Here is a 23,137-nt window from a genome sequence, read left to right as displayed (position 1 = left end):
CGGGTGCCCCTGCGTAGGCGCGGAGGAAACGTGCGGCGCACCTATACCTGAGTAGGAATGAGGAAGAACACCGCCCCTCATGCTTTCCAAGCGACGAAGGAAACATGCGGCGCACCGCCCATCAAGCGCCTCAGCGTGAGAAACGGTTAGGCTGCCGCCTCGCAGAAGGTCACCTTTACGGAGCCGTTACCGCGCTCGCGCATCCACTGCGGCGCGTTCTCGGCCGAGGCGATGGAGCCGTCGCTCACCGACGGGGCGAGGTACGAGCCGCCCGCGCCACCGGCGCCGCCCTGCATCGTGTAGCCCAGGCCCTGGCGCACACCGGTCGGGCTGTTTAGCCACTTCTGGGTCAGCACAATCGAGGAGACGGACTGCGCCGCGCCGGAACCGCCGCCGCCGTAGCCCGCGCCGCCGCCGCCGGACACCACGGACTGGTAGCCGTTGAAGTTCTGCGCGTACGCGCCTTCGTCGTTGTAGACGTCCAGGTCCCAGTTGCGGTCCTCGTAGGTGCCCTTCTCGTGCACGCTGGCGGGGTTCTCGTCGAGCTGGTAGGAGTACGCGCCCGCGCCGTCGCCGCCGTTGCCTGCGAAGCCGCTCGTGCCCGCGTTGCCGGCAACAAACTGGCTGAACAGAACCTGGTTGTTGGTGCTCTCGAAACCGATGACGGGGCCGCTGACCGGCAGGGTACCCGCCGCACCGCCGGCACCGCCCGCACCCGCCGCGCCGCCGGAACCGGAGTTGTAGGTCAGCACCTTGGAGCGTTCAGCCCTATAGATTTCGTAGCCGGGGGTACCGTTGGAGCCTGCCGCTGCGGAGGCGCTACCCGCCGCGTCGAACTGCGGGGATGCATCCGAGCCGAGGGCCGCCACGCCGGCATCGATCTGGCCGTCGAGGTTGGAGTACCAGGGGTCCGCGTAGGACACGCCGGAGCTGGTCATACCCGCGCCGCCACCGCCGCCGGCGACAGCAACCACGGTGCCGTCAATGAGCAGTGCGGAGGAGCCGCCGCCGGATGCGGCGTAGACCTGGCTCTTGGAGTTTGCCGGGTCAGCGTACTTTGCGTCCACCTGCGCGGTAACGTTGGCGGGAATCGTGTAGGCGGGTACGGAGCCGCCGTTGCCGTAGCCTTCACCGCCGGCGGTGGGGGTGAGCGAACCGTCGCCGATGCCGCCTGCCGCGGCGATAATCTGCACGGTGGAGCCGGGGGTGACGGGGATGATGCCGGTGACCTTCGCGCCGGAGCCGGCGGGGGTCATGCGGTTGTTGGTGCCGCCCGCGCCGCCGACCAGTTCAAAGCGGAGCTTGTAGACGTTGTTGGGGACGGCGAAGCTCTGCACGGTTTTGGCGCCTTCGTCGGTGCCGGAGATGTTGTACGCCGGGTGTGCGGCGAGCGTGCAGTCTGCGGAGACGGACGCTGCGTAGGAGGGGATGGTTGCCGAGGCTGCGACGACCGGTGCCGCCCAGGCTGCACCAGCGACGAGCTTGCGGCGGGTCAGGGAAGTAGACATGGTATGCCCTTTATTCAGGTGGGGTGATGTGTTTGCGGCGCAGCGATGTTTGATTCCAAGCAGGCCTCGATTTGCTTGCCGCGGAAAGAAAATCAGCGCCGAGGAAAAGCATACCTTGAACCTCAGCCTTAACATAAATCCCTGGTTGGAGCGCGGCATGGGAGCCTTTGGGCACCTCGCGCCGCTCTCTTCCTGCGCTCCTGCAGGGGAACCCGCCGCACCCGGGGCTCCCGCTCTTCCTTGCTTCGCTGCGGAGAGCGCCCGTGCGGGCACCCTGATGTCGCTTCCGGAAGGTGCGGCTTTATGCGAGCCGCAGGTTCCGCCCGCGCACGCAACGCCAGCAGAGGGTCTGCAGGTTTTCGGGTTCGTTGTTGCCGCCTTCGGACAGCGGCACCTTGTGGACGACCTCCAGGATGAGGATTCGTTCACGCATGATGGAGTTGCCGCATCCGGGATTTTGGCAGGTGTAGTTGTCGCGCTCTTTGATGCGTTGGCGCAGCTGGGCGGTCATGAGGGTGCGTTTGCCGCCTTCGGGCCATGCCCAGCGTATTTTGCGTTCGAGGGTTTCGGAGAGCGCGTCGAGGGTTGGGGTGTCGAGGGTGACGGTGACGGCGCGGTTTTCTTTGCCGTTGATTGAGGTGTATTCGAAGCGATAGACGGGGTATGGCACGGTCAGCCCTACGTGGCAGACGTTGAGTTTGTCCCAGAACTCGTCGGCATAGTGCTTGGTGATGAATTGGGGCGGGTTGATGTGTGCGAGCATGTCGTCTTCGCGGCGTCGCACGTTGTCGACGGCGGTTTCTAGACGCGCGATATCGTCGGAGAGGCGCTGCACGTCTTTGAGGGTTTGCAGGTCGGCTTCGATGTGGAAGTATTTGGTGAGGCTGCCGATGGGGTCCCGTTCGGCTTCGAGGACGACCTGTTTTGAAGAGTTGTAGACGTGCGGGTGGCGTTCTTCGGGTTTCTTCCGCAGCAGCGTCTGCCAGGTTTTGGGTTGTTGAACTTCGACGGTGGCGAGGTGGCTGTACATGCCGTTGGTGGAGGCGCCGAGTTCGTAGATTCCGCGAGTATAGATGTCGTGTACGTAGCTGGCGACTTCGTTGTATTCGCTGGCGAGTGTGGCGGTGCGTTGGCGGTGCGTCTGGAATTCGGGGGTTGCGAAGTACCGGTTTTTGCGGATGGTCAGGACAATGCCCACGATGAGCACGATGATGGCGGCGCCGAGGATGACGTACCAGAGGGAGAAGGCGAGGCATACGGCGAAGAAGATGCCGAGCCCTTTGAGGAATTTCATGGGTGTTCCTTTGTGATACGGCGGTGTATCTGTGAGTGTAGATTTCCTCCATTAGGGTATCGGAGGTAGGTGCGGCACGCAAAGCATTTGGTCGTATCGGTGAGCTATTGAAAGGGTTGGCGGGCAGACTTACACCTTCCGGATGCGCCCTCAGGGTGCCCGAAGCGAAGCGAGGGCGGGTTCCTTGCGACGGCGCGGAGGACGTGTGTAAGATGCACGCCCTACAAATGTAGACTCGGCGGAGCCAGCAAAAGATTGAGAGGGCGACAGCCCCCTCCCCTTCCAGTTCGTTATGCCGGTATCGCGCACCCAAGCCCTGCACTTACTGAACCGGGGGCGAGTGTTTTACCTACGGAAGCGGAGGGGTGGTGTCCTCCGTCGTGACATCAGGGTGCCCGAAGCGAAGCGAGGGCGGGTTCCCTGTAGGAACAAGGAGGACACCACCCCTCTAACCAAAACCAAAAAAGTTAAACACAAAAGCCCTTAGCTCGAAAGCTAAGGGCTTTATCTGTGCGCGATACTGGGATCGAACCAGTGACCTCTTCCGTGTCAGGGAAGCGCGCTACCGCTGCGCCAATCGCGCTCACAAAACAGTTGTTTTGTTGCGAGGTGAGGACGGGATTCGAACCCGCGTACACGGCTTTGCAGGCCGCTGCCTAACCACTCGACCACCTCACCGCATACGCTCCACGAGGGAACGCGTTCGAACTCTTGGAGTCCTTACGAGCGGTTGACGAGACTTGAACTCGCGACATCCACCTTGGCAAGGTGGTGCTCTACCAACTGAGCTACAACCGCATATCAGCGTATTCAATTTGAATCATTCCGTTGGAGTTTTTCGCTCCGTCGTGCTGACAGGTAAATACTATACGGGGTTTTTGAGTGTTTGCCAAATCCTTTGTAGATCATCTTGTGTTCCGCGTGTTTCCGGGGCAGAACGGGGTATTTTGGCTCGTTTTTGAGGTGTGCGAGCAAAATTTATTTTCATGGTGCCGGTCACATTTTTGGGGTTTTGGGGTGGTTACTGTTCCCGTGAGGGCGGCGGCGGGCACACGATGTCCTCCACGATGTCTGCAGAACGTCCGCAAAATTTTTCGCAAGGACACGAAAAGGAGGGGCGGGGAACCTGGTTCCCCGCCCCTCCCCTATGAAATCCGCACCGGCAAAAACGCCAGGGCGGTCTTTCTAGAGTTCTTCGAAGAAGAGGCGTTCGTAGACCTTGCGGGCGTTACGGGTTTGGCGCAGGTAGTCCTCTTCGAGGGCGCGTGCGCTGCCGGCGGGGTATCCGCACCAGCGGGCGATTGCTTCCAGGTCGGCGCGTCCCGAGGGTAGGGTGTCGGATTGGCGCACGCCGCGCAGTACGTTGCCGCCGCGAATCTTCGTGGCGAGTAGCCAGGCGCCGCTGAGGATTTCAGCGTCCGCAGCTTCGACCAGCCCCGCCTCGACCGCGGCGTTTAGCGCCTTCAGGGTGGAGGTGGTGCGCAGCCCGGGCACGGCGTGCGCGTGGCGTAGCTGTACGAGCTGGACTAGCCATTCCACGTCGGAGAGGCCGCCGCGGCCGAGCTTGAGCTGGCGGGTGCGGTCGGCACCGTGTGGCATGCGTTCGTTTTCAACGCGCGCTTTCATGCGGCGAATCTGCTGCACCTGTTCGGGCGTGAAAGTTGCCGGGTAGCGGTACGGGTCGATGAGCTCCACAAAAGCCTCGCCAAGCTCCTCGTCGCCTGCGATGGGGCGGGCGCGGGTGAGCGCCTGGAACTCCCAGGTTTCCGCCCAGCGTTCGTAGTAGGAGCGGTAGGAGTCCAGGGAGCGCACGATGGCGCCCTGCTTGCCTTCGGGGCGCAGGTCGGCGTCTACTTCGAGGGGGCGCTCGGCGCGAATCGGGGGCTTGACGGGCTGCTTAAGCAGGGCGAGGGTGCGGTTGACAATGCGTGCCGCCTGTTCCTGCGCGGCGTCCTCGTCTGCGCCGTCGAGGGGTTCGTGGACGAACATGACGTCCGCGTCGGAGCCGAAGCCATTCTCGGCGCCGCCCAGGCGGCCCATGCCGATGACGGCGATGCGGGTGAGTAGCTTCTCCCCCGCTGTCTCCTCAGCTTCGGCGGGCTCGGCTACTTCCGCGGGTTCAGCGCCTTCCGGTGCCGCTTGGAGTTCACGCAGGGCAATCTGCAGCGCCGCACCGATCGTGCACTCGTCGATGGCGGCAAGACCGGCGCAGGTGTCCTCAATGTCGACGATGCCCAGGGTCCAGCCCATGGCGGTGCGCAGGGTTTCGCGGCGGCGCAGGTAGCGCACGGCGCGCATCGCCTCGGCGGCGTCCGCGTGGCGTGCCAGCAGGGAGGAAATCTCGGAGGCGAGAGCTTCCTCCCCCAGCGGTTTGAGGTCAGCGACCTTGTCCAGCCAAGCGATGGAGGCGGAGGCATCCTCAAGCAGGTCGGTCATGGGGCGCGAGCTGGAGAGTAGCTGACTGAGGCGTTCGGCGGCTGCGGGTGAGTCGCGGAGCATGCGCAGGTACCAGCTGGTGCTGCCGAGCGATTCGGAGACGATGCGGAATCCGAGCAGGCCGGCGTCCGCGTCCACGCCGCGGGCGAACCAGCCCAGTAGCACGGGCATGAGGTGTCGCTGAATGTCTGCACTGCGGGAAAGTCCCGTGGTGAGTGCCTTGATGTGGCGCATGGCGCCACGCGGGTCGCGGTAGCCGAGGGCGGCAAGACGGTCCTGTGCCGCCTGCTCGCTGAGCACTACTTCGTCGCGGCTGAGCGTGGAGACGGCGGCCAGCAGCGGGCGGAAGAAGATCCGCTCGTGCAGTGAACGGACGTTCCGTTTAATTTTCTGCCACGCCTTGAGCATCTGCTCGGCAGAAAGCGTTCCGTTGCGTTCCGGGGACAGAATCGAGCGGGCAAGAGCGCGCTGTTCGGCGTCCTTCTCGGGCATCAGGTGGGTGCGGCGTAGCTGCTGCAACTGGATGCGGTGCTCCAGTACGCGCAGTTTCTTGTAGTCGCGGCTGAATGCTTCGGCGTCGGTGCGGCTAATGTAGCTGACCGCGGTCAGCGCCGCGAGCGAGTCCACGGTGGATTTAGTGCGCACGGCGGGGTCGGTTCGACCGTGCACGAGCTGCAGCAGCTGCACGGTGAATTCGATATCGCGCAGGCCGCCCGGGCCCAGCTTAATCTGGCGGTCCACCTGGTGCGAGGGGATGTTGTCGGTCACGCGGGCGCGCATCGCCTGCACGGATTCCACGAAGGATTCGCGGGCGGCGGACTCCCACACGAAGGGGTCAATGGCGCGGGCGTAGCGGGCGCCCAGCTGCGCCGAACCGGCGATGGGGCGCGCCTTGAGCAGAGCCTGGAACTCCCAGTTTTCTGCCCAGCGCTTGTAGTACTGAACGTAAGATTCGACGGTGCGCACGAGCGGGCCATCCTTACCTTCGGGGCGCAGGTTCGCGTCAACTTCCCAGAGGGCGGGTTCGGGTGCGGGGCCCATGATGGCGCGGGTGAGGGCGTGCACGAGTTCCGTGCCGATGGTGGAACATTCGTTCTCGGTGAGCTTGAGCTGGGCGGCCTCCCCCTCTGCCCCGGTAGTGGGCGCGGGTTCAACCGGCGCAACCACATACACCACGTCAACGTCAGAGATGTAGTTCAGCTCGCGGGCACCGCACTTGCCCATGCCGATAATCGCCAAGTCCAGGGCGTCTACGGCCTCGCCGCGGCGAGGAGCCGCCAGGCCGAGGCCCACCCCCTCCGCAACTTCCGTGCGGGCAATGGCGAGCGCACCCTCCAGCGCGGCGGCAGCCAAATCGGCGAGGTGCCGACCGATGGTGGGCATCATTTCGACCGGGTCTTCGCAGCACACGTCGAGCAGGGCGATGCGCGCCAGGGCGGCGCGGTAGGCGACGCGCAGGGTCACGTAGCCGTCCTTGCCGGTCTGCTCTGCGGCAGCGCGCGGACGTTCCGCGTGGGGGTCCGCGCCGAGGGCGGTGAGGATATCGCGGCGGTATGGGGTGTCCAGCGGGGCGATGGGGGTCAGGAATTCCCCGTCGGTCTCCGGCAGAATCGACGCCGGGTGCTGGGAGCGAATCAGCGCGCTCTCGGCGGGGTACACCTGCGTGTCGAAGAGCGGATCGATGAGCTCAGGGCGGCGGTAGAGGAAATCACCAATCGCCTGGGATGCACCGAGCAGGCGGTACATGCCGAATTCTTCCTCGCCGCGGTTGGCGCGCTCGGCGACCGCCGGATGCTTTTCGATGAGGCGCACAAGGGCGGGCAGCGCAATATCCGGTGAGGGTGCGAGGCGCAGCCCGGCAAAGAGCGCATCCTGCGAGACACGCTGCAGTTCGGGCGCGTTGAGCCAGCGTTCCGCTTTGGACGGGTCGTGAAAACCGGTGGCAATCATGCGGGTGTGCAGGCGCAGCTGTGCTTTGCGTTCGGCTTCGGCGCGCTGTTCGTCGTCGAGCGCATCGGGGGCGATATCGGTCAGCGGCTTGGGTTCTTTGGCGGGGTCAACAATGCGGATGAGCCCGGTGGCCGGGTAGTGAGAGCTGTCAGTCATAGCGTGAGAACTGTGGGTAGAACCGTGGGTAGAGAGTATAAATTTCGGCGGGATAAAAAGCGATGCTGATACACCTGTGGGCGGTACCCGCCGGCGTGTTACCGGTGGCGGGTACCGCCCTGAGGCTGTCAGCGGTCACTCATCATGCGAGGAGGCTAAAGAATCCAGCGATTAGAGGATTCCGAGGTTGTGCTTGAGCTCGTAGGGGGTCACCTGAGCCTGGTACTGGTCCCAGTCGGCGCGCTTATTGCGCAGGAACTGCTCAAAGACCTGCTCGCCCAGAACCTCCGCCATGAACTCAGATTCCTCGGTGATGTTAATAGCTTCACGCAGGGAGGCGGGTAGCGGGTTGTAGCCCATCGCGCGGCGTTCGGCGTTGGTCATGGCGGCGAGGTCCTCGGTCACGGCGGGCATGAGCGGGTACTCGTTTTCGATGCCCTTCAGGCCGGCGGCGAGAATCACCGCGTAAGCGAGGTACGGGTTCGATGCCGAGTCCAGGCCGCGGTACTCGATGCGGGCGGACTGCATCTTGTTCGGCTTGTACAGGGGCACGCGCACGAGTGCAGAGCGGTTGTTGTGACCCCAGGAGACGTAGGAGGGTGCCTCGCCGCCGCCCCAGAGGCGCTTGTAGGAGTTGATGAACTGGTTGGTGACCGAGGTGAATTCGGGGGCGTGCTTGAGCACACCGGCGATGAAGTGGCGTGCGGTCTTGGAGAGCTGGTATTCGGCGCCAGCTTCGAAGAATGCGTTGGTGTCGCCTTCGAAGAGGGAGAAGTGGGTGTGCATGCCGCTGCCGGCGTACTTGGTGAAGGGCTTGGGCATGAAGGTTGCGTACATGCCGAGCGAGTAGGCGACTTCCTTGATGACGGTGCGGAAGGTCATGACGTTGTCGGCGGTCTGCAGGGCGTCGGCGTGGCGCAGGTCGATTTCGTTCTGGCCGGGGCCGGTTTCGTGGTGGCTGAATTCGACGGAGATGCCGACCTCTTCGAGCATGGTCACTGCCTTGCGGCGGAAGTCCTGCACGATGCCGCCGGGGGTGTGATCGAAGTAGGATTCGTGGTCCACGGGCACGGGGAATCCGTCCGCACCAAGCTTGGAGGATTCAAGTAGGTAGAACTCAATTTCGGGCGAGGTGTAGCAGGTGAAGCCCATCTCCGCAGCCTTGTTGAGCACGCGCTTGAGCACGCCGCGGGTGTCGGAGGCGCTGATTTCGCCGTCGGGGGTGAGCACGTCGCAGAACATGCGGGAGGTGTAGTCTTCTTCACCGCGCCAGGGCAGAATCTGGAAGGTGGAGGGGTCCGGCTGCAGCAGCATGTCGGATTCGTAGATGCGGGAGAAACCCTCAATCGAGGAACCATCGAAGCCCAGGCCCTCGTCGAAGGCGCTTTCTACCTCGGCGGGCGCGAGCGCGACGGACTTGAGGGTGCCGACCACGTCGGTGAACCAGAGGCGGATGAAGCGGATGTCGCGCTCTTCGATGGTGCGCAGTACGAATTCCTGTTGGCGGTCCATGAGTTGCCCTCTCGGTGCGGGCGCGCATCCGTGTGGTACCCGTCTGCGGGCGGCGGAGGCGCGCTGAATTGTGTACCGAGACGAGGATGTATAGTGCGGGAGCGACCCGGTGGGTTCCGCTAAACTTTCAGCGGTTTTCACCGTCGTTCCGGCGGTTTGCGTACCAGCGGTGCTGGCGCCTCCTTGCCCCGGCGTGTGTCCTGTTGTTATCTAGCCTATCGGGTTCTGCTGTGCGTCGCGCGGGTGGGAGGTTTCGTTTGTGTAAATTCTCGCTCGTGCGCCTCGGTAGCTCAGATTCTGGGCGATGCCGGGGCCGCTCCCCCGCTCTCTGTTCCCCCGCTTTTCCGCTGTGTGGGTGTAGGTTGTGCCCAGATACCTAGCAGATGACGGTTCGCGGGGCGTGTTCGGGGGCGCCTTGCGATAATGGGGGTATGCTACATTCCATTCTTCTTCCCTCGACCGTACAGCTTCCGTTGGCGACCAGCATCGTGGCTGCTGACCCCACCGGTTTAGAGTGGCTGCTACTCATTGCGGCACCGGTTGTTTTCTGCGTTGTGTACCTGGCGTGCATTATGGCGATTGCGGCGTTTGGTCCGCTGGTCATGAGGAACAACAAGTCTGGCGGCACGACCTACCTGCTGGACCGCCCCTCCCGCGTTGCGTTTAGGACTCGCACCGTGGCGCTCTTTGCGCTGGTGGGTGCGTTTGTGGAGCTTATTTGGCTCGGTTATACGGGTCGTGTGGGGTCGATTGCGGTCATTCCGATTCTTCTGTTTACGTGGTCGTGGAAGTTCGCGTTCTTCTTCCTGCCGTTGCAGCTGATTCGTGCCTGGTATGTGCACGCGACGCGCGGCAAGTATGATGCGCTGTCGGCTGAGGGCGCTCAGCGCCGTGAGAAGTTGAACCGTAAGAGCGCGTACGAGGTGTCGAAGATGATGCAGCGTAACCCGCAGCAGTTTGCGATGAGCAAGGAGCTGCACACGCAGGCGCGCGCTCAGAAGATCGCGGGTATGCGTCCGTTCCAGCACCTTGATGAGGCGGGCAAGAAGCGCCGGGCGAACTATACGGTGGAGCTGGCGTTGGCGCAGATGCAGGTGCGTCAGATGAACCCCGGCAAGCTCCCTTCGGAGGCGTTCGGCGAGGGCATCCTGGGTATGGGTCTTGGCATTAGGTCTGAGCGGGCGGTGGAGCAGACGTGGCTGACGCTGTGCACGGAGCGCGTGAATGCGGTAGATGCGCCGAACTACCCTGATTCGCTGTACCCGGTGTCGGCTCGTTTTTCGCTGTTTACCACGATGTCGCTGTTGCAGCCGCTGATGGGTCGCCCCTATTCGCCGTTTACCGCTGAGGATGCGCGCCGTTTTGTTCCGCGTGATTTCTCGGCGGATACGGTGCTTTTGAAGACTGAGGAGCTGGGTAAGAAGGCCCTGGCGCAGAGCGCGATTTTCCGTCAGATTCACGAGCGTCTTCTGCCGCTGCATCAGCAGCAGCCTCAGCTGGTGGATCGCCGTGCCTTGGCCTATTGTGGTGCCCTGCTGCTGAGCGTGGCGAAGGCTGAGGTGGAGAGTCAGCGTCTGACGAGCCAGGTTCTGGCGGCGGCAGCTTCGGAGCGCGGCATCCTGCCTTACGGTCTGTTCTCGCAGATTTCTGAGGATTATCAGCGCGTTCAGCGTCTGCTGAATTTGATGGTGAAGGCAACCGCCGACATTGAGCGTTTCATCAACGCTGTCGAGGGCTTGGTGCAGATGCATTCTGGTCCGGCTCAGCCTTCCGGTATTGCATATGAGAAGGCGCAGATGGAGTACATTGCCGCTCTTCTGGACGTTATTGTCTTCTCCTCGCACGCCCCGCTTGCCGGTTCCATCCAGGCGTCCTACGCCCTGCTGAAGGCGGACTATGAGGCGTTTACGTTCAATACTTCGGATGAGCTGAGCCGTAGCTACTGGCTGCAGTACTCGAAGAACGCGGTGAGTGCCTGCGATACGGGCCTGTCTCAGGGTTATGAGGGTTTCTTCGGCTCTGATGATGCGGCGCGTAAGGCGTGGGAGTCCTACGCGGAGGACGTCGTGAAGGAAGTCTGCACCTACTCGGTCACCCAGGTGTACTGGGACGCCCTGGTGCAGCAGGCACTCATTCAGCGTGATCTGCCGCGTGAGTTTGAGGATGCGTCCCTCGCCATTCCGGAGATGATGAATAAGAACGCTGCTGCGTCGTTCCCGACCTACTACATTAACCTCATCTGGAACTAGGGACAGTTCCCTCGTGGTGAGCGGTACGCCAGGTTGGAGCCGTGCAGGGTTAGAATAGTCAGCATGACTACTGAGCGTTCTTCCGAGATCTCTTCGCCTTACGCGGCGCAGCCTGCCGCTACCTCCGCGGTTGCTCCCGCGACTGCTTCTGCATCGAAGCCTTTTGACCTGGATACCGTCAAGAAGGTGCGTACCGTTCACCTGGCGCAGGCTAAGGCGACCGGGCAGAAGTTCTCCATGCTCACCTGCTATGACGCCCTGACCGCGCAGATTTTTGATCGCGCGGGTATCGAGATGCTGCTGGTGGGCGATTCCGCGGCGAACGTGGTGCTCGGTTACGAGTCGACCCTGACCATCACCCTGGATGAGATGATTCCGATGGTCGCGGCGGTTTCTCGCGGTGCCTCCCGCGCCATGGTGGTTGCTGACCTGCCATTCGGCTCCTATGAGCAGTCGCCGCAGCAGGCGGTTGCGAGCGCTGTTCGTCTGATGAAGGAGGGCGGCGCGCACGCGGTCAAGATTGAGGCGGATGCGTCGATGACCGAGTGGGTTCGTGCCCTGGTGCGTACCGGTATTCCGGTGGTGGCGCATGTTGGTTTCACCCCGCAGTCGGAGCATGCCCTGGGTGGTTTCCGTGTGCAGGGTCGTGGCGAGGCCGCCGAGCGCGTTCGTGAGGATGCGGTGGCTCTGGCTGAGGCTGGCGCGTTCTGCGTGCTCATGGAAATGGTAACTACCGAGACCGCACGCCTGGTGGATGAGGCGGTGGGTACTGTGCCGACGATCGGTATTGGTGCTTCGAATGTGACGACCGGTCAGGTGCTGGTCTGGCAGGACATGATGGGTGTTCGTTCCGGCCGCGTTCCACGTTTTGTGAAGCAGTTCGCGCAGGTCGGCCAGGTCATGGAGGACGCCGCGCGCGCCTACCGTGAGCAGGTTCGTTCGGGCGAGTTCCCGGCGGCTGAGCACACCTTTGAATAGGCTTGAGGTTGAGAAGATAGCTTGAGACAAAGCGAAGACCCCCGTATCCGGTGTTCCGGGTGCGGGGGTCTTGCTGTATCTGTTTTCTGCCTCTTTTAGATGCCTCTATTAGACGCCTCTATTAGAGACAAGCGTGCAGAAGTTCGTTGGGCTTTAGAGCAGGCCGCCGTCCTTGTCCCACGCCTCGTTGCGCTCGCGGGCGCGGTCCATGGCGTGTGCCGCCTCCTCGTAGGTCTTGAAGGGGCCCCACAGGGAGGTGACGGCGCTCTGCTGGCCTCGCTCGACCTCACCGGTGGCGAGGTTGTACCAGTATTCGTCAGCGTGCGGGCTGGTTGCGTCAGCTGCGGCGTGCAGGGTCTTCTCAACCGCCGCTTCGATAGCTTCGCTCAGGTGGCTTTTCTTCTCGCTCATGGGTTCTCCTTTGACGGTGTAGCTTCGACGGTGAGGGGCTGGTGTTTCTAGCTTCTCACGCGCCCAGGTTCGTGGCAATGAGGCGGGCGAAGCTTCTCACGGCGCCTCTCCCCCTTTTCCCTTGTCTTCTCCTCCGCACCCTGCCGCGCGGTTTTGCCGCTAGGGTGCATGAAATTTTATTCACAATCTGGGAAAAAGGTACGGCTTGTGTATCCGCCGCTTTTTAGCGCCTGCGCAAGGGACACAAACCGCCCCCGCCCGGTAAGATGAAACTATGTCTTCAACCAAAACGAATACTTCGCATAATCTTCCCGCAGAGCCCGGTCGTGCGCCCGTCGGTTGCCTGACCCCCGGACGCATCAGCCCGATGCGCCCGGTCCCCTCGCACATTGTTCGCCCCGAGTACGTGGGTAAGCCCACCGCTAACGAGGGTAACGACTCGAACATGTACACCCCCGAGGAAGTTGAGCGGGTTCGCGCAGCCGGCAAGATTGCGGCAGGCGCCATTGTTGAAGCATCCAAGATTTGCGTACCCGGCACCACCACCGACGAGATTGACGTGCTGGTCCACGAGTACATTTGTGACCACGGCGCGTACCCCTCCACCGTGGATTACCGCGGCTACCCGAAGTCCGTGTGCACCTCCCTGAACGAGGTCATCTGCCACGGTATTCCGGACACCACCGTGCTGGAGGACGGCGACATCCTCAACCTGGACGTCACCGCATACCTTGACGGCATGCACGGCGACACCAACAAGACCCTGCTCATCGGCAACGTGGACGAAGAGTCCCGCCTGCTGGTTGAGCGCACCGAGGAGTCCCTCAACCGCGCAATTAAGGCTGTGAAGCCGGGTCGCCAAATTAACGTGATTGGTCGCGTCATTGAGAAGTATGCGGCTCGCTTCGGTTACGGCGTGGTCCGCGACTACACCGGCCACGGTGTGGGTCGTGAGTTCCACTCGGGCCTCATCATCCCCCACTACGATGCGGCACCCGCCTACGACACCGAGATTCGCGAGGGCATGATTTTCACCATCGAGCCCATGCTGACCCTCGGCACCATCGAATGGGACCTGTGGGATGACGACTGGACCGTGGTCACCCGCGACCGCAAGCGCACCGCACAGTTCGAGCACACCCTCGTGGTGACCGCTGACGGCGCGGACATCCTCACCCTCCCCTAAGTTGCCTTAGGCATCTAAGTTTTACGGCAGATTTGCCGGACTATCCATTCAATATCACTCGATACCACAGACATATTCCTCTGCGAGAGCGGAGGGAAGAAAGGGAATCATGGCTAACTACGCTGAGCCCAGCCTCATCAACGACCTGCCCGCCCCCACCCCCAAGGACCTGCAGATTGGTGTGGACATTGGAGGCACCGGCATTAAGGGCGGCATCGTCGACCTGCGCACCGGCAACCTCGTCTCGGATCGTTTCCGCATCGACACCCCCAAGCCCGCAACCCCCGAGGCTGTGGCAGAGGTTGTGCAGCGCGTTGTGAACGAGCTGCAGAGCCGCGACCTGGCACCGGACCCCGACTCTGCTGTCGGCATCGACTTCCCCGCAGTCGTGAAGAACGGCATGGTCTTCTCCGCAGCGAACGTGGACGACTCCTGGATTAACACCGACCTGGAGCAGGTCATGAGCGAGGCACTGGGCGGCCGCACCGTCTACGGCCTCAACGACGCTGACGCAGCCGGTCTGGCTGAGGCAACCTACGGTCAGGGTCGCGACCGCGACGGCCTGATTGCTGTCATCACCCTGGGCACCGGCATCGGTTCCGCGCTGATTAACGACGGCGTGCTGATTCCGAACACCGAGCTGGGCCACCTGGAGATTGACGGCCACAACGCTGAGTCTCAGGCTTCCGCTCGCGCCCGCGAGGTGCACGAGCTGTCCTGGAAGAAGTACGGTAAGCGCCTGTACCGCTACTTCGACCACGTGCAGATGCTCTTCTCCCCCGACCTGTTCATCATCGGCGGCGGCATCTCCAAGAACCCCGAGAAGTTCATGCCGTACTTCGAGGACCACATCCGCACCCCCATGGTCATGGCAACCCTGCGCAACAACGCGGGTATCGTGGGCGCGGCACTGTGGGCTGGCGGCATGCTGAATGAGCGTAAGCGCCGCGGCGAAGCATAAGAGGCTTCCTGCTGTCCGCCTCGGATAGAACTTCACAGATAGAGCTTCACAGATACACGAAGGGACCGCCTTCCGAATCATTCGGAAGGCGGTCCCTTCTGTATACCGCCGCTCATGTTGCGGCAACCGGTTTAGCTAGTTACTGTACTAGCCATTTACTGGGCGATGCGGTCCTCACGCAGACGCGCAATCGCCTCCTCAAAGTCTTCAAGGTTTTCAAACGCCTGGTACACGCTCGCAAAACGCAGGTAGGCGACCGCGTCCAGCTTCGATAGCGGCTCCAGGATGGTCAGGCCCACCTCGTGCGCGTTGATTTCCGCCAGACCGCGGGCACGAATCAGCTCCTCAACCTCCTGGGCGAGCTTCGCCAAATCATCCTCGCCCACGGGGCGGCCCTGGCATGCCTTACGCACGCCGGCGGCAATCTTCGAACGGTCGAAGGGCTCGGTCACGCCGGAACGCTTAATCACCGAAATGGTGGTGGTTTCAACGGTCGTGAAGCGGCGAGCGCAGGAGGTGCACTGGCGGCGACGGCGAATTGCGGCGCCGTCATCGGTGGTGCGGGAATCCACCACGCGCGAGTCGGTGTGCTTGCAATAGGGGCAGTACATTCGTTTCTCCTTGGCTGGGCGTTAGGGGCGCCCGCGTATACAGCGCTCAAGAATATTTATACCTATTCTACCGTGATATACAGCGGATGCACCGTATGGTGTGAGTGAATATACGCTCAGGGTGGACTCTGCTATGCAGAATCCACCCTGTCATTCCCCTCAGCGGGGCGTGTTGTTAGCGTCGAATGCAGCTCGGACCGAAAATCGTCTTGATTTCGCCGAAAAGGCTCGGGTTCGGTTCCACACGCACGCTCGCGTCCAGCAGCACCAGCTGCTCCTTATCGCGGGTGCGGATGAGCATGCGCACATCCGCGGTGCCCTTGTGGTCGCGCAGGGTCTCCTTCAGCTCCTTCAGGTTCGCCTCGGTCACCAGGTACTCGGGAACCACGATGGTGATAGGTGCGGCGCGGCCGTCATCGCTGATTTCCAGGATTTGCAGTTCCTGGGCGCTCATGTTCACGCTGCCGTCGTCGCGGCGCTGCACGCGGCCACGAATCGAGCAGATGAGGTCGTCCGCCAGAGCGGCGCCCATCGTCTCGTAGGCGCGGGAGAAGAACATGACCGTGATGGTTGCGCCCGAGGGGTCTTCCAGTTCCACGGAGGCATACTGGTTACCGCTGGACTTGGCGATACGGCGCGAAACGCCGGTGAGCATGCCCGCGATGGTGACGGTTTCGCCGTCGCGCACGTGCGAGTCTTCGCCGATGATGTCGTGTACCGAGTGGGTTGCGGCATCAGAGAGGGCGCGCTCCAGGCCACGCAGCGGGTGGTCCGAAACGTACAGGCCCAGCATGTCACGCTCAAAGTTCAGCTTCTCGCGGCGGTCCCAGTCGGGTACGTCCGGGATGGTCACGGTCAGTTCGTCGCCGAGGGCGTCGTCCATGCCGAGGGAGCCGAAGAGGTCGAACTGGCCCGCCGCCTCCTTACGCTTGACCGCCACCGCCGCGTCCACTGCCGCCTCGTGGATGAGGGACAGGGAACGGCGCGTATGGCCCAGGTCGTCGAATGCGCCCGCCTTGATGAGCGACTCGATGGTGCGCTTATTGCACACCTGCAGCGGCACCTTCTTCAGGAAGTCGTTGAAGGACTCGTAGCGGCCCTTCTCCTCGCGGGCGGCAATCATGCCCTCAACCACGTTCGCGCCCACGTTACGAATCGCACCCATACCGAAGCGGATATCATCGCCGACAGGGGCAAACGTCAGGGTGGACTCGTTCACGTCCGGGGCGAGCACGGTAATGCCCATGGCGCGGCACTCGTTCAGGTACAGTGCGAGCTTGTCCTTGTTATCGCCCACACTGGTCAGCAGAGCAGCCATGTACTCCTGCGGGAAGTGCGCCTTCAGGTACGCCGTCCAGTACGACACCAGACCGTACGCAGCCGTGTGCGCCTTGTTGAACGCGTAGTCAGAGAACGGCAGCAGAATATCCCAGAGCGCCTTAACAGCGCCCTCAGAGTAGCCGTTAGAAATCATGCCGTCGTGGAAGGTAGCGTACTGCTTATCCAGCTCCGCCTTCTTCTTCTTACCCATCGCACGGCGCAGCAAGTCTGCCTCACCCAGAGTGTAGTTCGCGACCTTCTGAGCAATCGCCATAACCTGCTCCTGATACACAATCAGACCGTAGGTGGTGTCCAGAATGTCCTTCAGCGGCTCTTCCAGCTCGGGGTGAATCGGCTCAATCTCCTGCTTACCGTTCTTACGCAGAGCGTAGTTGGTATGCGAGTTCGCACCCATCGGACCGGGACGATACAGCGCCAAGACTGCCGAAATGTGCTCGAACTCCTCGGGCTCCATGAGCTTGAGTAGCGAGCGCATCGGGCCACCATCGAGCTGGAACACGCCGAGGGTGTCGCCTCGGGCCAGCAGACGGTAGGATTCCGGGTCATCCAGCGGCAGAGATTCAAGGTCCAGGTCAATGCCACGGTTCGATTTAATGTTCTCCACCGCATCAGAAATGATGGTGAGGTTACGCAGACCCAAGAAGTCCATCTTGATCAGGCCCAAGCCCTCACAGGTGGGGTAATCGAACTGGGTGATGACCTGGCCGTCCGCCTCGCGGCGCATCACGGGGATGACGTCCACGAGGTCCTTGCTGGACATAATCACGCCCGCAGCGTGCACACCCCACTGACGCTTCAGGCCCTCCAGGCCCTTCGCGGTCTCGAACACCTGGCCGTAAATCTTATCGACCGGGTCCTCAATGAGGGCGCGCAAATCTGCCGCCTCGGCGTAACGCTTATCCTCTTCGTTGTACACGTTCGCCAGGGCGATGTTCTTACCCATGACGTCCGGCGGCATCGCCTTGGTGAGGCGCTCGCCGACCGAGTACGGCTGGTCCATCACGCGGGAGGCGTCCTTGAGCGCCTGCTTCGCCTTAATGGTGCCGAAGGTGACGATCTGTGCGACCTTCTCTTCACCGTATTTTTCGGTCACGTAGTCGATGACTTCGCCGCGGCGACGATCGTCAAAGTCCACATCGAAGTCGGGCATGGAGACGCGGTCGGGGTTGAGGAATCGCTCGAAGATCAGGTCGTGGTCGAGCGGGTTCAGGTCGGTAATACGCATCGCGTACGCAACCATGGAACCTGCACCGGAGCCACGGCCCGGACCCACGCGAATACCGTTGCGCTTAGCCCAGTTGATGAAGTCGGCGACCACGAGGAAGTAGCCGGGGAAGCCCATAGAGGTAATGACCCCCACCTCGTATTCAGCCTGCTTGCGTACCTTGTCGGGCACGCCGTCCGGGAAGCGGTAGTGCAGGCCCTTCTCGACCTCCTTCACGAACCAGGATTCCTCGTTTTCGCCCTCGGGCACGGGGAAGTTCGGCATGTAGTTCGCCTTGGTGTTGAACTCCACGTTGCAGCGTTCAGCGATTTCGAGGGTGTTCTCGCACGCGCCGGGAATGTCGCCGAACAGGGCGTACATTTCTTCTGCCGAGCGCAGGTAGAAGTTATCCGCGTCGAACTTGAAGCGCTTGGGGTCGGTGAGGGTCGAGCCGGACTGCACGCACAGCAGCGCCGCGTGGGCGGTGTGGTCTTCCTGGCGGGTGTAGTGCAGGTCGTTGGTGGCGACGAAGGGCAGGTTCAGCTTCTTGGCGAGGCGGTGCAGGTCCTCCTGGACGTTGCGTTCAATGTCCAGGCCGTGGTCCATGACCTCGCAGTAGAAGTTGTCTTTGCCGAAAATATCGCGGAATTCGCTCGCCGCCTGGACCGCCTCATCGAACTGGCCCAAGCGCAGGCGGGTCTGAACCTCACCGGAAGGGCAACCGGTGGTCGCAATCAGGCCCTTCGAGTAGGTCTGCAGCACCTCACGGTCCATACGCGGCTTGTACAGCTGACCTTCCAGCGACGCAATCGAGGAGGCACGGAACAGATTGTGCATGCCCTCGGTGGTTTCAGCCCACATGGTCATGTGGGTGTACGCGCCACCACCGGAGACGTCGTCGCGCGAGCCGTCGCCCCAGCGCACACGCGAACGGTCAGTACGGTGCGTGCCGGGGGTCAGGTACGCTTCCACACCAATGATGGGCTTAATGTCGTGCGCTTTAGCCTGACGCCAGAAGTCGAAGGCACCAAAGAGGAAGCCGTGGTCACTGGTCGCCATGGACTTCATGCCGAGTTCTTTAGCGTGGGTGAACAGGTCACCCAGGCGCGCGGCGCCGTCGAGCATGGAGTACTCGGTGTGCACGTGCAGGTGCGCAAAATCTTTGGTTGCCACGGATATCTCCTGAAGATGTGGGCTGGAGGATGGGCGGTGAATGTGAAGCTGTGTGCGACGGGGTATCAGCCCGCGGGCGGCTATAGTTGCCGAGCTGTCTAGCCGAGCTGAGCTGTCTAGCCAAGCTGAGCTGTCTAGCCAAGCTGAGCTGTTTAGCCGAGCTGAACCTTACCCTCGCGCAGAGCGGTCAGCGCGTAGGACAAATCGAGCGGGTACTCGCTGGTAAAGGTCACGCGCTCGCCGGTACCGGGGTGGTCGAAGCCCAGGCGGTGCGCGTGCAGCCACTGGCGGGTCAGACCCAGTTCCGCGCTAAAGCGCGGGTCGGCGCCGTAGGTCAGGTCGCCGCAGCAGGGGTGGCGCAGCGCGGAGAAGTGCACACGAATCTGGTGGGTGCGTCCGGTTTCCAGGTGCACCTCCACCAGGGATGCGGGGCCGAAGGCTTCGAGCACATCGTAGTGGGTGATGGAGTTGCGTCCGTCTTCAACCACGGCGAACTTCCATTCGTTGCCGGGGTGGCGGCCGATGGGTGCGTCAATGGTGCCGCGTAGCGGGTCGGGCAGGCCCTGCACGAGGGTGTGGTAGACCTTGTCCACGGTGCGTTCCTTGAAGGCTCGCTTGAGTTCGGTGTAGGCGCGTTCGCTGCGGGCTACGACCATCAAGCCGCTGGTGCCCACGTCCAGGCGGTGCACAATGCCCTGGCGCTCTGCCGCGCCGGAGGTGGCAACCGAAATGCCCTCGCCCATGAGCGCGGAGATGACGGTGGGACCGTGCCAGCCGGGTGAGGGGTGTGCCGCCACGCCCGCGGGCTTGTCCACCACAACGATGTCCTCGTCCAGGTGCACGATGCGGAAGCCGTCCACCTTCTCGGGGCGGATGTCCGCCAGATCGCGCGGTGCGGGTGCATCGACGACGACCTCATCGCCTGCGGAAAGCTTGTAGGACTTGCCAATCTTCACGGTCTTGCCGTTGTTGGTCACGGTCACGTGGCCGTCACGAATCCACCCGGAGGTGCGGGTGCGCGGCGCGTCGAGGGCACCGGCGAGCGCGGCGTCCAGACGCATACCGGCGAGCGCGCCTTCAACGGTGAATTCGGCGCGGATGCGTGCCGTATCTTCGGCGGCGTTGGTGGTTTCGCTCATGCGGCTCTCCTTCGGGTGGTGTTTGCTTAGGTTGTCTGTGTGAGGGGTCGTCTGTGTGAGAACGTCTTAGTAGGCACGTGTGTCGGCAACGTAACCGTCGGCGCGTATGCCGGAACGGGGAGCTACTTGGCGCTCTTCTCTGCCGCATTCTTGTCGTCAGCCTGCACACGGGTTCCGTTGAGGTTCAGGCCCTTGAAGTTCAGCAGAACGATGAACGCCATGCACACGCAGATTGCAGAGTCTGCAATATTGAAAATCGCGAAGTTCGGCACGGAAATAAAATCAACCACGTGACCGGAGCCGAAGCCGGGCTCACGGAAGAGACGGTCAAAAAGGTTGCCGCAGATACCGCCAAGCAGTCCGCCTAGCGCGAGGGTCCAGGACAGGGCGCGGGTGCGGCGCAGCAGGTAGAGCACCACGGCTGCGGCGGCGACCATGACGAGGGTGAAGACCCAGGTGACGTTCTCGCCCATGCTGAATGCGGCGCCGGAGTTACGGATCGAGTACCACCACAGAAGCCCGTCAATGACGGTGATGCGCTCCCCCAACTGCATCTGAGTGACGACCAGGTATTTGGTGCCCTGATCGATAGCGAACACGACGGCGGCGAGCACGAGCGCGAGGATGCCGGCGGAGCGAGCCGAGAGGATGCGCACGCGGCGACCAGTAGATTCTTCGGCGGCGTTATCGGCTACCTGTGCGACTGAGGATTCAGCAGTCTTGGGGGTGTTGGTCATAGCTCTCCTCTAGTCTGTGCCGGTTGCTGCGGTCTGTTCCGGTTGTTGCGCCTACGGTGCGCCGGCCCTATGGCGCGGAGGCCCCATGGTACGGAGGCCCCATGGTACGGAGGCGGAGTGCGCTCGCGTTCGATAGTGCCCCTCTAGCTTAGCAAATAGGGGTAGCGCATCGAGTATTCGGCGGTGATGTGGCGGGTGCTCTCCCCCGCTTTGCACGCTGGGTTTTTAGGCCGTGCCGGGCGGGCATGAGAATACCGCCCGGTTCTTTCGATCTTCCCCGGTGAATAGCGGTGGAAGAGAAAGAATCCGGGCGGCATACGCTTCAAAGCGTCGTTAGCTTATTTAGGCACGCTGATTTATGCGGAAGCCTCGATGGACTTGAGGTTCTTCAGCTCCTGAACCTGTGCGTCCAGGTGCTGCAGCAGCTTGGAGCGGTAGCGGCTCTCGAAGCCGCGCAGAGCCTCAACAGCGATCTCCAGCTCTTCCTTCTCGTCGGTGAGGCGGGAGAGAACCTCTTCGCGCTGCTGCTGAGCTTCGCTCACCATAGCGTCTGCCTTCCTCTCTGCCTCTTCGAGCAGTTCAGCCTTAGCCTTCTCGCCCTGTGCCACGTAGTCGTCGTGAACCTTCTGTGCCATGGCGAGCAACGCCGCCGCATCCTGAGGTGCAGCCGATGCCGCCGAGGACTGTGCGGGTGCTACAGCTGCTGCGGGGGAATCGGGTGCATTTGCAGAGAGCTGCTCAACCTGACGCTCCAGAGCGTCACGATCGGAGTAGAGTGCGCGCAGTTCGACAACAAGCTCGTCCAAGAAGTCGTCGACCTCGTTGCGGTCGTAACCGGACTCTTCGGTGACGATCTTGAAGCTCTTAGTGATCAGGTCTTCGGGGGTGATTGCCATGGGCTTCTCCTCTGGGTATCCCTACGGGGTTTGGTGGTGATGTTGAGTGCCGCGGATTCACCAGCCAGATAGGGCGTGGCCCCAATATTTTAGGGTCCCGATGATTCAGGGCATGGTTATGCCGCGATGCAGTCGTTGGCACCAATTCTACTATTCTTTGGTTTCTGTGCCCGGTTATACGTCGGTTGAATCGTAAAATATTCGCTCTGCGCAAGGGTGGGATTCACCACGCGCTGCGTTTATCCCTATCCCCGCCGTAATCAAGCTCGATATCTGCTCGCGGGTGCATTTCGCATGATTCGACGCCGGCTGTATTCGTCTCTCCCCCCTCGCGGGAGGTTCTTCTCGGCCCAGAAATTGGGTACAGAAAACCCCGCCAGCACGTCATCCCATGTCAGGATGCCAAGCGCAAGCGGGGCTCTCATGCCTAGTTCTCGTATCTCTCCGATGGAGGGGCTACGTTAGGACAGCTTCGCGGTAATCGTCATCATGATGTTCAGCAGGAAAGACAGCAGAACAATCAGAATCAGAAAACCGGTATCCAACGCAACGTTACCCACACGCACCGGCGGAATCAGACGACGCAACAGGTTCATCGGCCAGTCCGTCACCGCGTACACGCCACTGGCGAAGAGCAACACAATGCCCTTGGGGCGCCACTCCGGAGCGAACATGCGTACCCAGTCAAAGAGCATGCGCAGCAGCATGGAGACGTAGAGAACGTACAGAATAATCGTAATGAGGGCGAAAATATAACCCATCTATCAGTCCTTAGCCCTGGTCGAAGGGGAATTCGCCGTCGGTCTCAAAGCCGGCGGGAACCTCGGAGTTAGCCACGCCCAGAACCTCCAGGTTGGAGGGGGTCAGCAGGAACACCTTAGCGGTGACGCGCTCAATGCGGCCCTCCAGTGCGAATGCCAGACCGGATGCGAAGTCCACCAGGCGCTTTGCGTCTGCGTCGGGCATTTCTTCCACGTTCATAATCACGGGGATGTTCTCGCGGAATGCCTCACCAATGATCTTTGCGTCATTGTAGGAGCGGGGGTGGATAGTGGTGATACGACGCAATTCGTCCTCTTCTTCCTCGTAACCGTAGGTGTATCCGTTGGTTTCTTCGGGCTCGTAGCCCTGTTCGTAGTAGCCGTCGTTGGAGTACGTATCGGCGTACTGCTCGGTGTATTCGGTATTCGGCACCGGGGTGTCCTCCCAATTGTCTGCGCTGGCGTCGTCCCAAGTCTGTTCGGTTTCCGCCAGATCAGCTGTGGTTTCAGGTGTATGAGCGGTGGCGTGTGCCGCTGCATCTACGGCTGCTCGTCCGTCGGCAGGTTCTTCTGCGTCCAGATACTCGGTTTCTGTACCGTCATCGTAGCTATCAGCCTGCAGGTACTCTTCCTG

15 protein-coding genes, 3 tRNA genes and 1 pseudogene are annotated in these 23,137 nt (G+C 62.0%); 4 read left to right on the top strand and 15 right to left on the bottom strand.

The window, feature by feature from the left end; genetic code table 11:
• Nucleotides 1-146: 146 nt before the first annotated feature.
• From HMPREF2682_RS00450 to glnA, 7 genes are all read right to left on the bottom strand, one after another.
• Complete coding sequence (locus tag HMPREF2682_RS00450; protein WP_070830484.1) at nt 147-1,508, bottom strand: hypothetical protein; 1,362 nt, start codon at nt 1,506-1,508, stop codon at nt 147-149.
• Between the two features lie 301 nt (nt 1,509-1,809).
• Nucleotides 1,810-2,802, bottom strand: coding sequence for an HNH endonuclease (locus HMPREF2682_RS00445; RefSeq protein WP_070830482.1), 993 nt, complete (start codon nt 2,800-2,802; stop codon nt 1,810-1,812).
• A 511-nt stretch (nt 2,803-3,313) separates the two neighbouring features.
• Nucleotides 3,314-3,385 (bottom strand) — tRNA-Val (locus HMPREF2682_RS00440).
• A 24-nt stretch (nt 3,386-3,409) separates the two neighbouring features.
• Nucleotides 3,410-3,480, bottom strand: a tRNA-Cys gene (locus tag HMPREF2682_RS00435).
• A gap of 47 nt (nt 3,481-3,527) precedes the next feature.
• Nucleotides 3,528-3,600: transfer RNA gene (locus HMPREF2682_RS00430), tRNA-Gly, on the bottom strand.
• Between the two features lie 387 nt (nt 3,601-3,987).
• A complete protein-coding gene (locus HMPREF2682_RS00425) occupies nt 3,988-7,344 on the bottom strand; it encodes a bifunctional [glutamine synthetase] adenylyltransferase/[glutamine synthetase]-adenylyl-L-tyrosine phosphorylase (RefSeq protein WP_210400844.1) in 3,357 nt (1,118 codons plus the stop codon).
• A gap of 171 nt (nt 7,345-7,515) precedes the next feature.
• Nucleotides 7,516-8,856: a type I glutamate--ammonia ligase gene (gene glnA / locus HMPREF2682_RS00420; protein ID WP_049354867.1), complete on the bottom strand. Its 1,341-nt coding sequence runs from the start codon at nt 8,854-8,856 to the stop codon at nt 7,516-7,518.
• Nucleotides 8,857-9,287: 431 nt separating this feature from the next.
• Between glnA and HMPREF2682_RS00415 the strand changes: the two genes are divergently transcribed.
• Nucleotides 9,288-11,105 carry a geranylgeranyl pyrophosphate synthase gene (locus tag HMPREF2682_RS00415; protein WP_070830479.1) on the top strand — a complete coding sequence of 606 codons (1,818 nt, stop codon included), beginning with the start codon at nt 9,288-9,290 and terminating at the stop codon, nt 11,103-11,105.
• Between the two features lie 63 nt (nt 11,106-11,168).
• Complete coding sequence (gene panB / locus HMPREF2682_RS00410; protein WP_070830477.1) at nt 11,169-12,083, top strand: 3-methyl-2-oxobutanoate hydroxymethyltransferase; 915 nt, start codon at nt 11,169-11,171, stop codon at nt 12,081-12,083.
• A 153-nt stretch (nt 12,084-12,236) separates the two neighbouring features.
• On the opposite strand, the gene HMPREF2682_RS00405 is transcribed toward panB, so the two are convergent.
• The gene (locus tag HMPREF2682_RS00405) at nt 12,237-12,494 is read right to left on the bottom strand and encodes a hypothetical protein (RefSeq protein ID WP_083321733.1); all 258 of its coding nucleotides are present in this window, start codon (nt 12,492-12,494) and stop codon (nt 12,237-12,239) included.
• Between the two features lie 274 nt (nt 12,495-12,768).
• Between HMPREF2682_RS00405 and map the strand changes: the two genes are divergently transcribed.
• Together map and ppgK are read left to right on the top strand one after the other, a co-directional pair.
• Entirely contained in the window at nt 12,769-13,680 is a 912-nt protein-coding gene (gene map / locus HMPREF2682_RS00400; RefSeq protein ID WP_070830475.1) for a type I methionyl aminopeptidase, read from the top strand.
• A 109-nt stretch (nt 13,681-13,789) separates the two neighbouring features.
• Nucleotides 13,790-14,641 (top strand): polyphosphate--glucose phosphotransferase, encoded by an 852-nt coding sequence (gene ppgK, locus HMPREF2682_RS00395; protein ID WP_049326903.1) that lies wholly within the window; start codon nt 13,790-13,792, stop codon nt 14,639-14,641.
• Between the two features lie 155 nt (nt 14,642-14,796).
• Here the strand turns inward: ppgK and nrdR are convergent, their stop codons facing one another.
• The 7 genes and pseudogenes from nrdR to HMPREF2682_RS09545 form a co-directional block, all read right to left on the bottom strand.
• Nucleotides 14,797-15,252 (bottom strand): transcriptional regulator NrdR, encoded by a 456-nt coding sequence (gene nrdR, locus HMPREF2682_RS00390; RefSeq protein ID WP_005506525.1) that lies wholly within the window; start codon nt 15,250-15,252, stop codon nt 14,797-14,799.
• A 175-nt stretch (nt 15,253-15,427) separates the two neighbouring features.
• A complete protein-coding gene (gene dnaE / locus HMPREF2682_RS00385) occupies nt 15,428-18,970 on the bottom strand; it encodes a DNA polymerase III subunit alpha (protein ID WP_070830473.1) in 3,543 nt (1,180 codons plus the stop codon).
• Between the two features lie 152 nt (nt 18,971-19,122).
• Complete coding sequence (locus HMPREF2682_RS00380) at nt 19,123-20,109, bottom strand: RluA family pseudouridine synthase (protein ID WP_005506532.1); 987 nt, start codon at nt 20,107-20,109, stop codon at nt 19,123-19,125.
• A 122-nt stretch (nt 20,110-20,231) separates the two neighbouring features.
• Nucleotides 20,232-20,846 carry a signal peptidase II gene (gene lspA / locus HMPREF2682_RS00375; protein WP_141755606.1) on the bottom strand — a complete coding sequence of 205 codons (615 nt, stop codon included), beginning with the start codon at nt 20,844-20,846 and terminating at the stop codon, nt 20,232-20,234.
• Between the two features lie 356 nt (nt 20,847-21,202).
• Nucleotides 21,203-21,742 (bottom strand): DivIVA domain-containing protein, encoded by a 540-nt coding sequence (locus tag HMPREF2682_RS00370; protein WP_049340716.1) that lies wholly within the window; start codon nt 21,740-21,742, stop codon nt 21,203-21,205.
• A gap of 461 nt (nt 21,743-22,203) precedes the next feature.
• Entirely contained in the window at nt 22,204-22,503 is a 300-nt protein-coding gene (locus HMPREF2682_RS00365; RefSeq protein ID WP_070629514.1) for a YggT family protein, read from the bottom strand.
• Nucleotides 22,504-22,513: 10 nt separating this feature from the next.
• Nucleotides 22,514-22,825: pseudogene (locus HMPREF2682_RS09545) on the bottom strand (cell division protein SepF); the annotation flags it as partial.
• Nucleotides 22,826-23,137 lie beyond the last annotated feature (312 nt).

This window comes from Rothia sp. HMSC061D12 (assembly GCF_001836735.1).
Lineage (GTDB): Bacteria > Actinomycetota > Actinomycetes > Actinomycetales > Micrococcaceae > Rothia.
The sequence above is the reverse complement of the archived record's forward strand: the minus strand, read 5'-3'. Positions and strand labels throughout refer to the sequence as shown.

What these genes read in the sequence shown, in the direction of transcription:
- HMPREF2682_RS00450 (WP_070830484.1), bottom strand. Translation starts at nt 1,508, where the DNA reads ATGTCTACTTCCCTGACCCGCCGCAAGCTCGTCGCTGGTGCAGCCTGG.
- HMPREF2682_RS00445 (WP_070830482.1), bottom strand. Translation starts at nt 2,802, where the DNA reads ATGAAATTCCTCAAAGGGCTCGGCATCTTCTTCGCCGTATGCCTCGCC.
- HMPREF2682_RS00425 (WP_210400844.1), bottom strand. Translation starts at nt 7,344, where the DNA reads ATGACTGACAGCTCTCACTACCCGGCCACCGGGCTCATCCGCATTGTT.
- glnA (WP_049354867.1), bottom strand. Translation starts at nt 8,856, where the DNA reads ATGGACCGCCAACAGGAATTCGTACTGCGCACCATCGAAGAGCGCGAC.
- HMPREF2682_RS00415 (WP_070830479.1), top strand. Translation starts at nt 9,288, where the DNA reads ATGCTACATTCCATTCTTCTTCCCTCGACCGTACAGCTTCCGTTGGCG.
- panB (WP_070830477.1), top strand. Translation starts at nt 11,169, where the DNA reads ATGACTACTGAGCGTTCTTCCGAGATCTCTTCGCCTTACGCGGCGCAG.
- HMPREF2682_RS00405 (WP_083321733.1), bottom strand. Translation starts at nt 12,494, where the DNA reads ATGAGCGAGAAGAAAAGCCACCTGAGCGAAGCTATCGAAGCGGCGGTT.
- map (WP_070830475.1), top strand. Translation starts at nt 12,769, where the DNA reads ATGTCTTCAACCAAAACGAATACTTCGCATAATCTTCCCGCAGAGCCC.
- ppgK (WP_049326903.1), top strand. Translation starts at nt 13,790, where the DNA reads ATGGCTAACTACGCTGAGCCCAGCCTCATCAACGACCTGCCCGCCCCC.
- nrdR (WP_005506525.1), bottom strand. Translation starts at nt 15,252, where the DNA reads ATGTACTGCCCCTATTGCAAGCACACCGACTCGCGCGTGGTGGATTCC.
- HMPREF2682_RS00380 (WP_005506532.1), bottom strand. Translation starts at nt 20,109, where the DNA reads ATGAGCGAAACCACCAACGCCGCCGAAGATACGGCACGCATCCGCGCC.
- lspA (WP_141755606.1), bottom strand. Translation starts at nt 20,846, where the DNA reads ATGACCAACACCCCCAAGACTGCTGAATCCTCAGTCGCACAGGTAGCC.
- HMPREF2682_RS00370 (WP_049340716.1), bottom strand. Translation starts at nt 21,742, where the DNA reads ATGGCAATCACCCCCGAAGACCTGATCACTAAGAGCTTCAAGATCGTC.
- HMPREF2682_RS00365 (WP_070629514.1), bottom strand. Translation starts at nt 22,503, where the DNA reads ATGGGTTATATTTTCGCCCTCATTACGATTATTCTGTACGTTCTCTAC.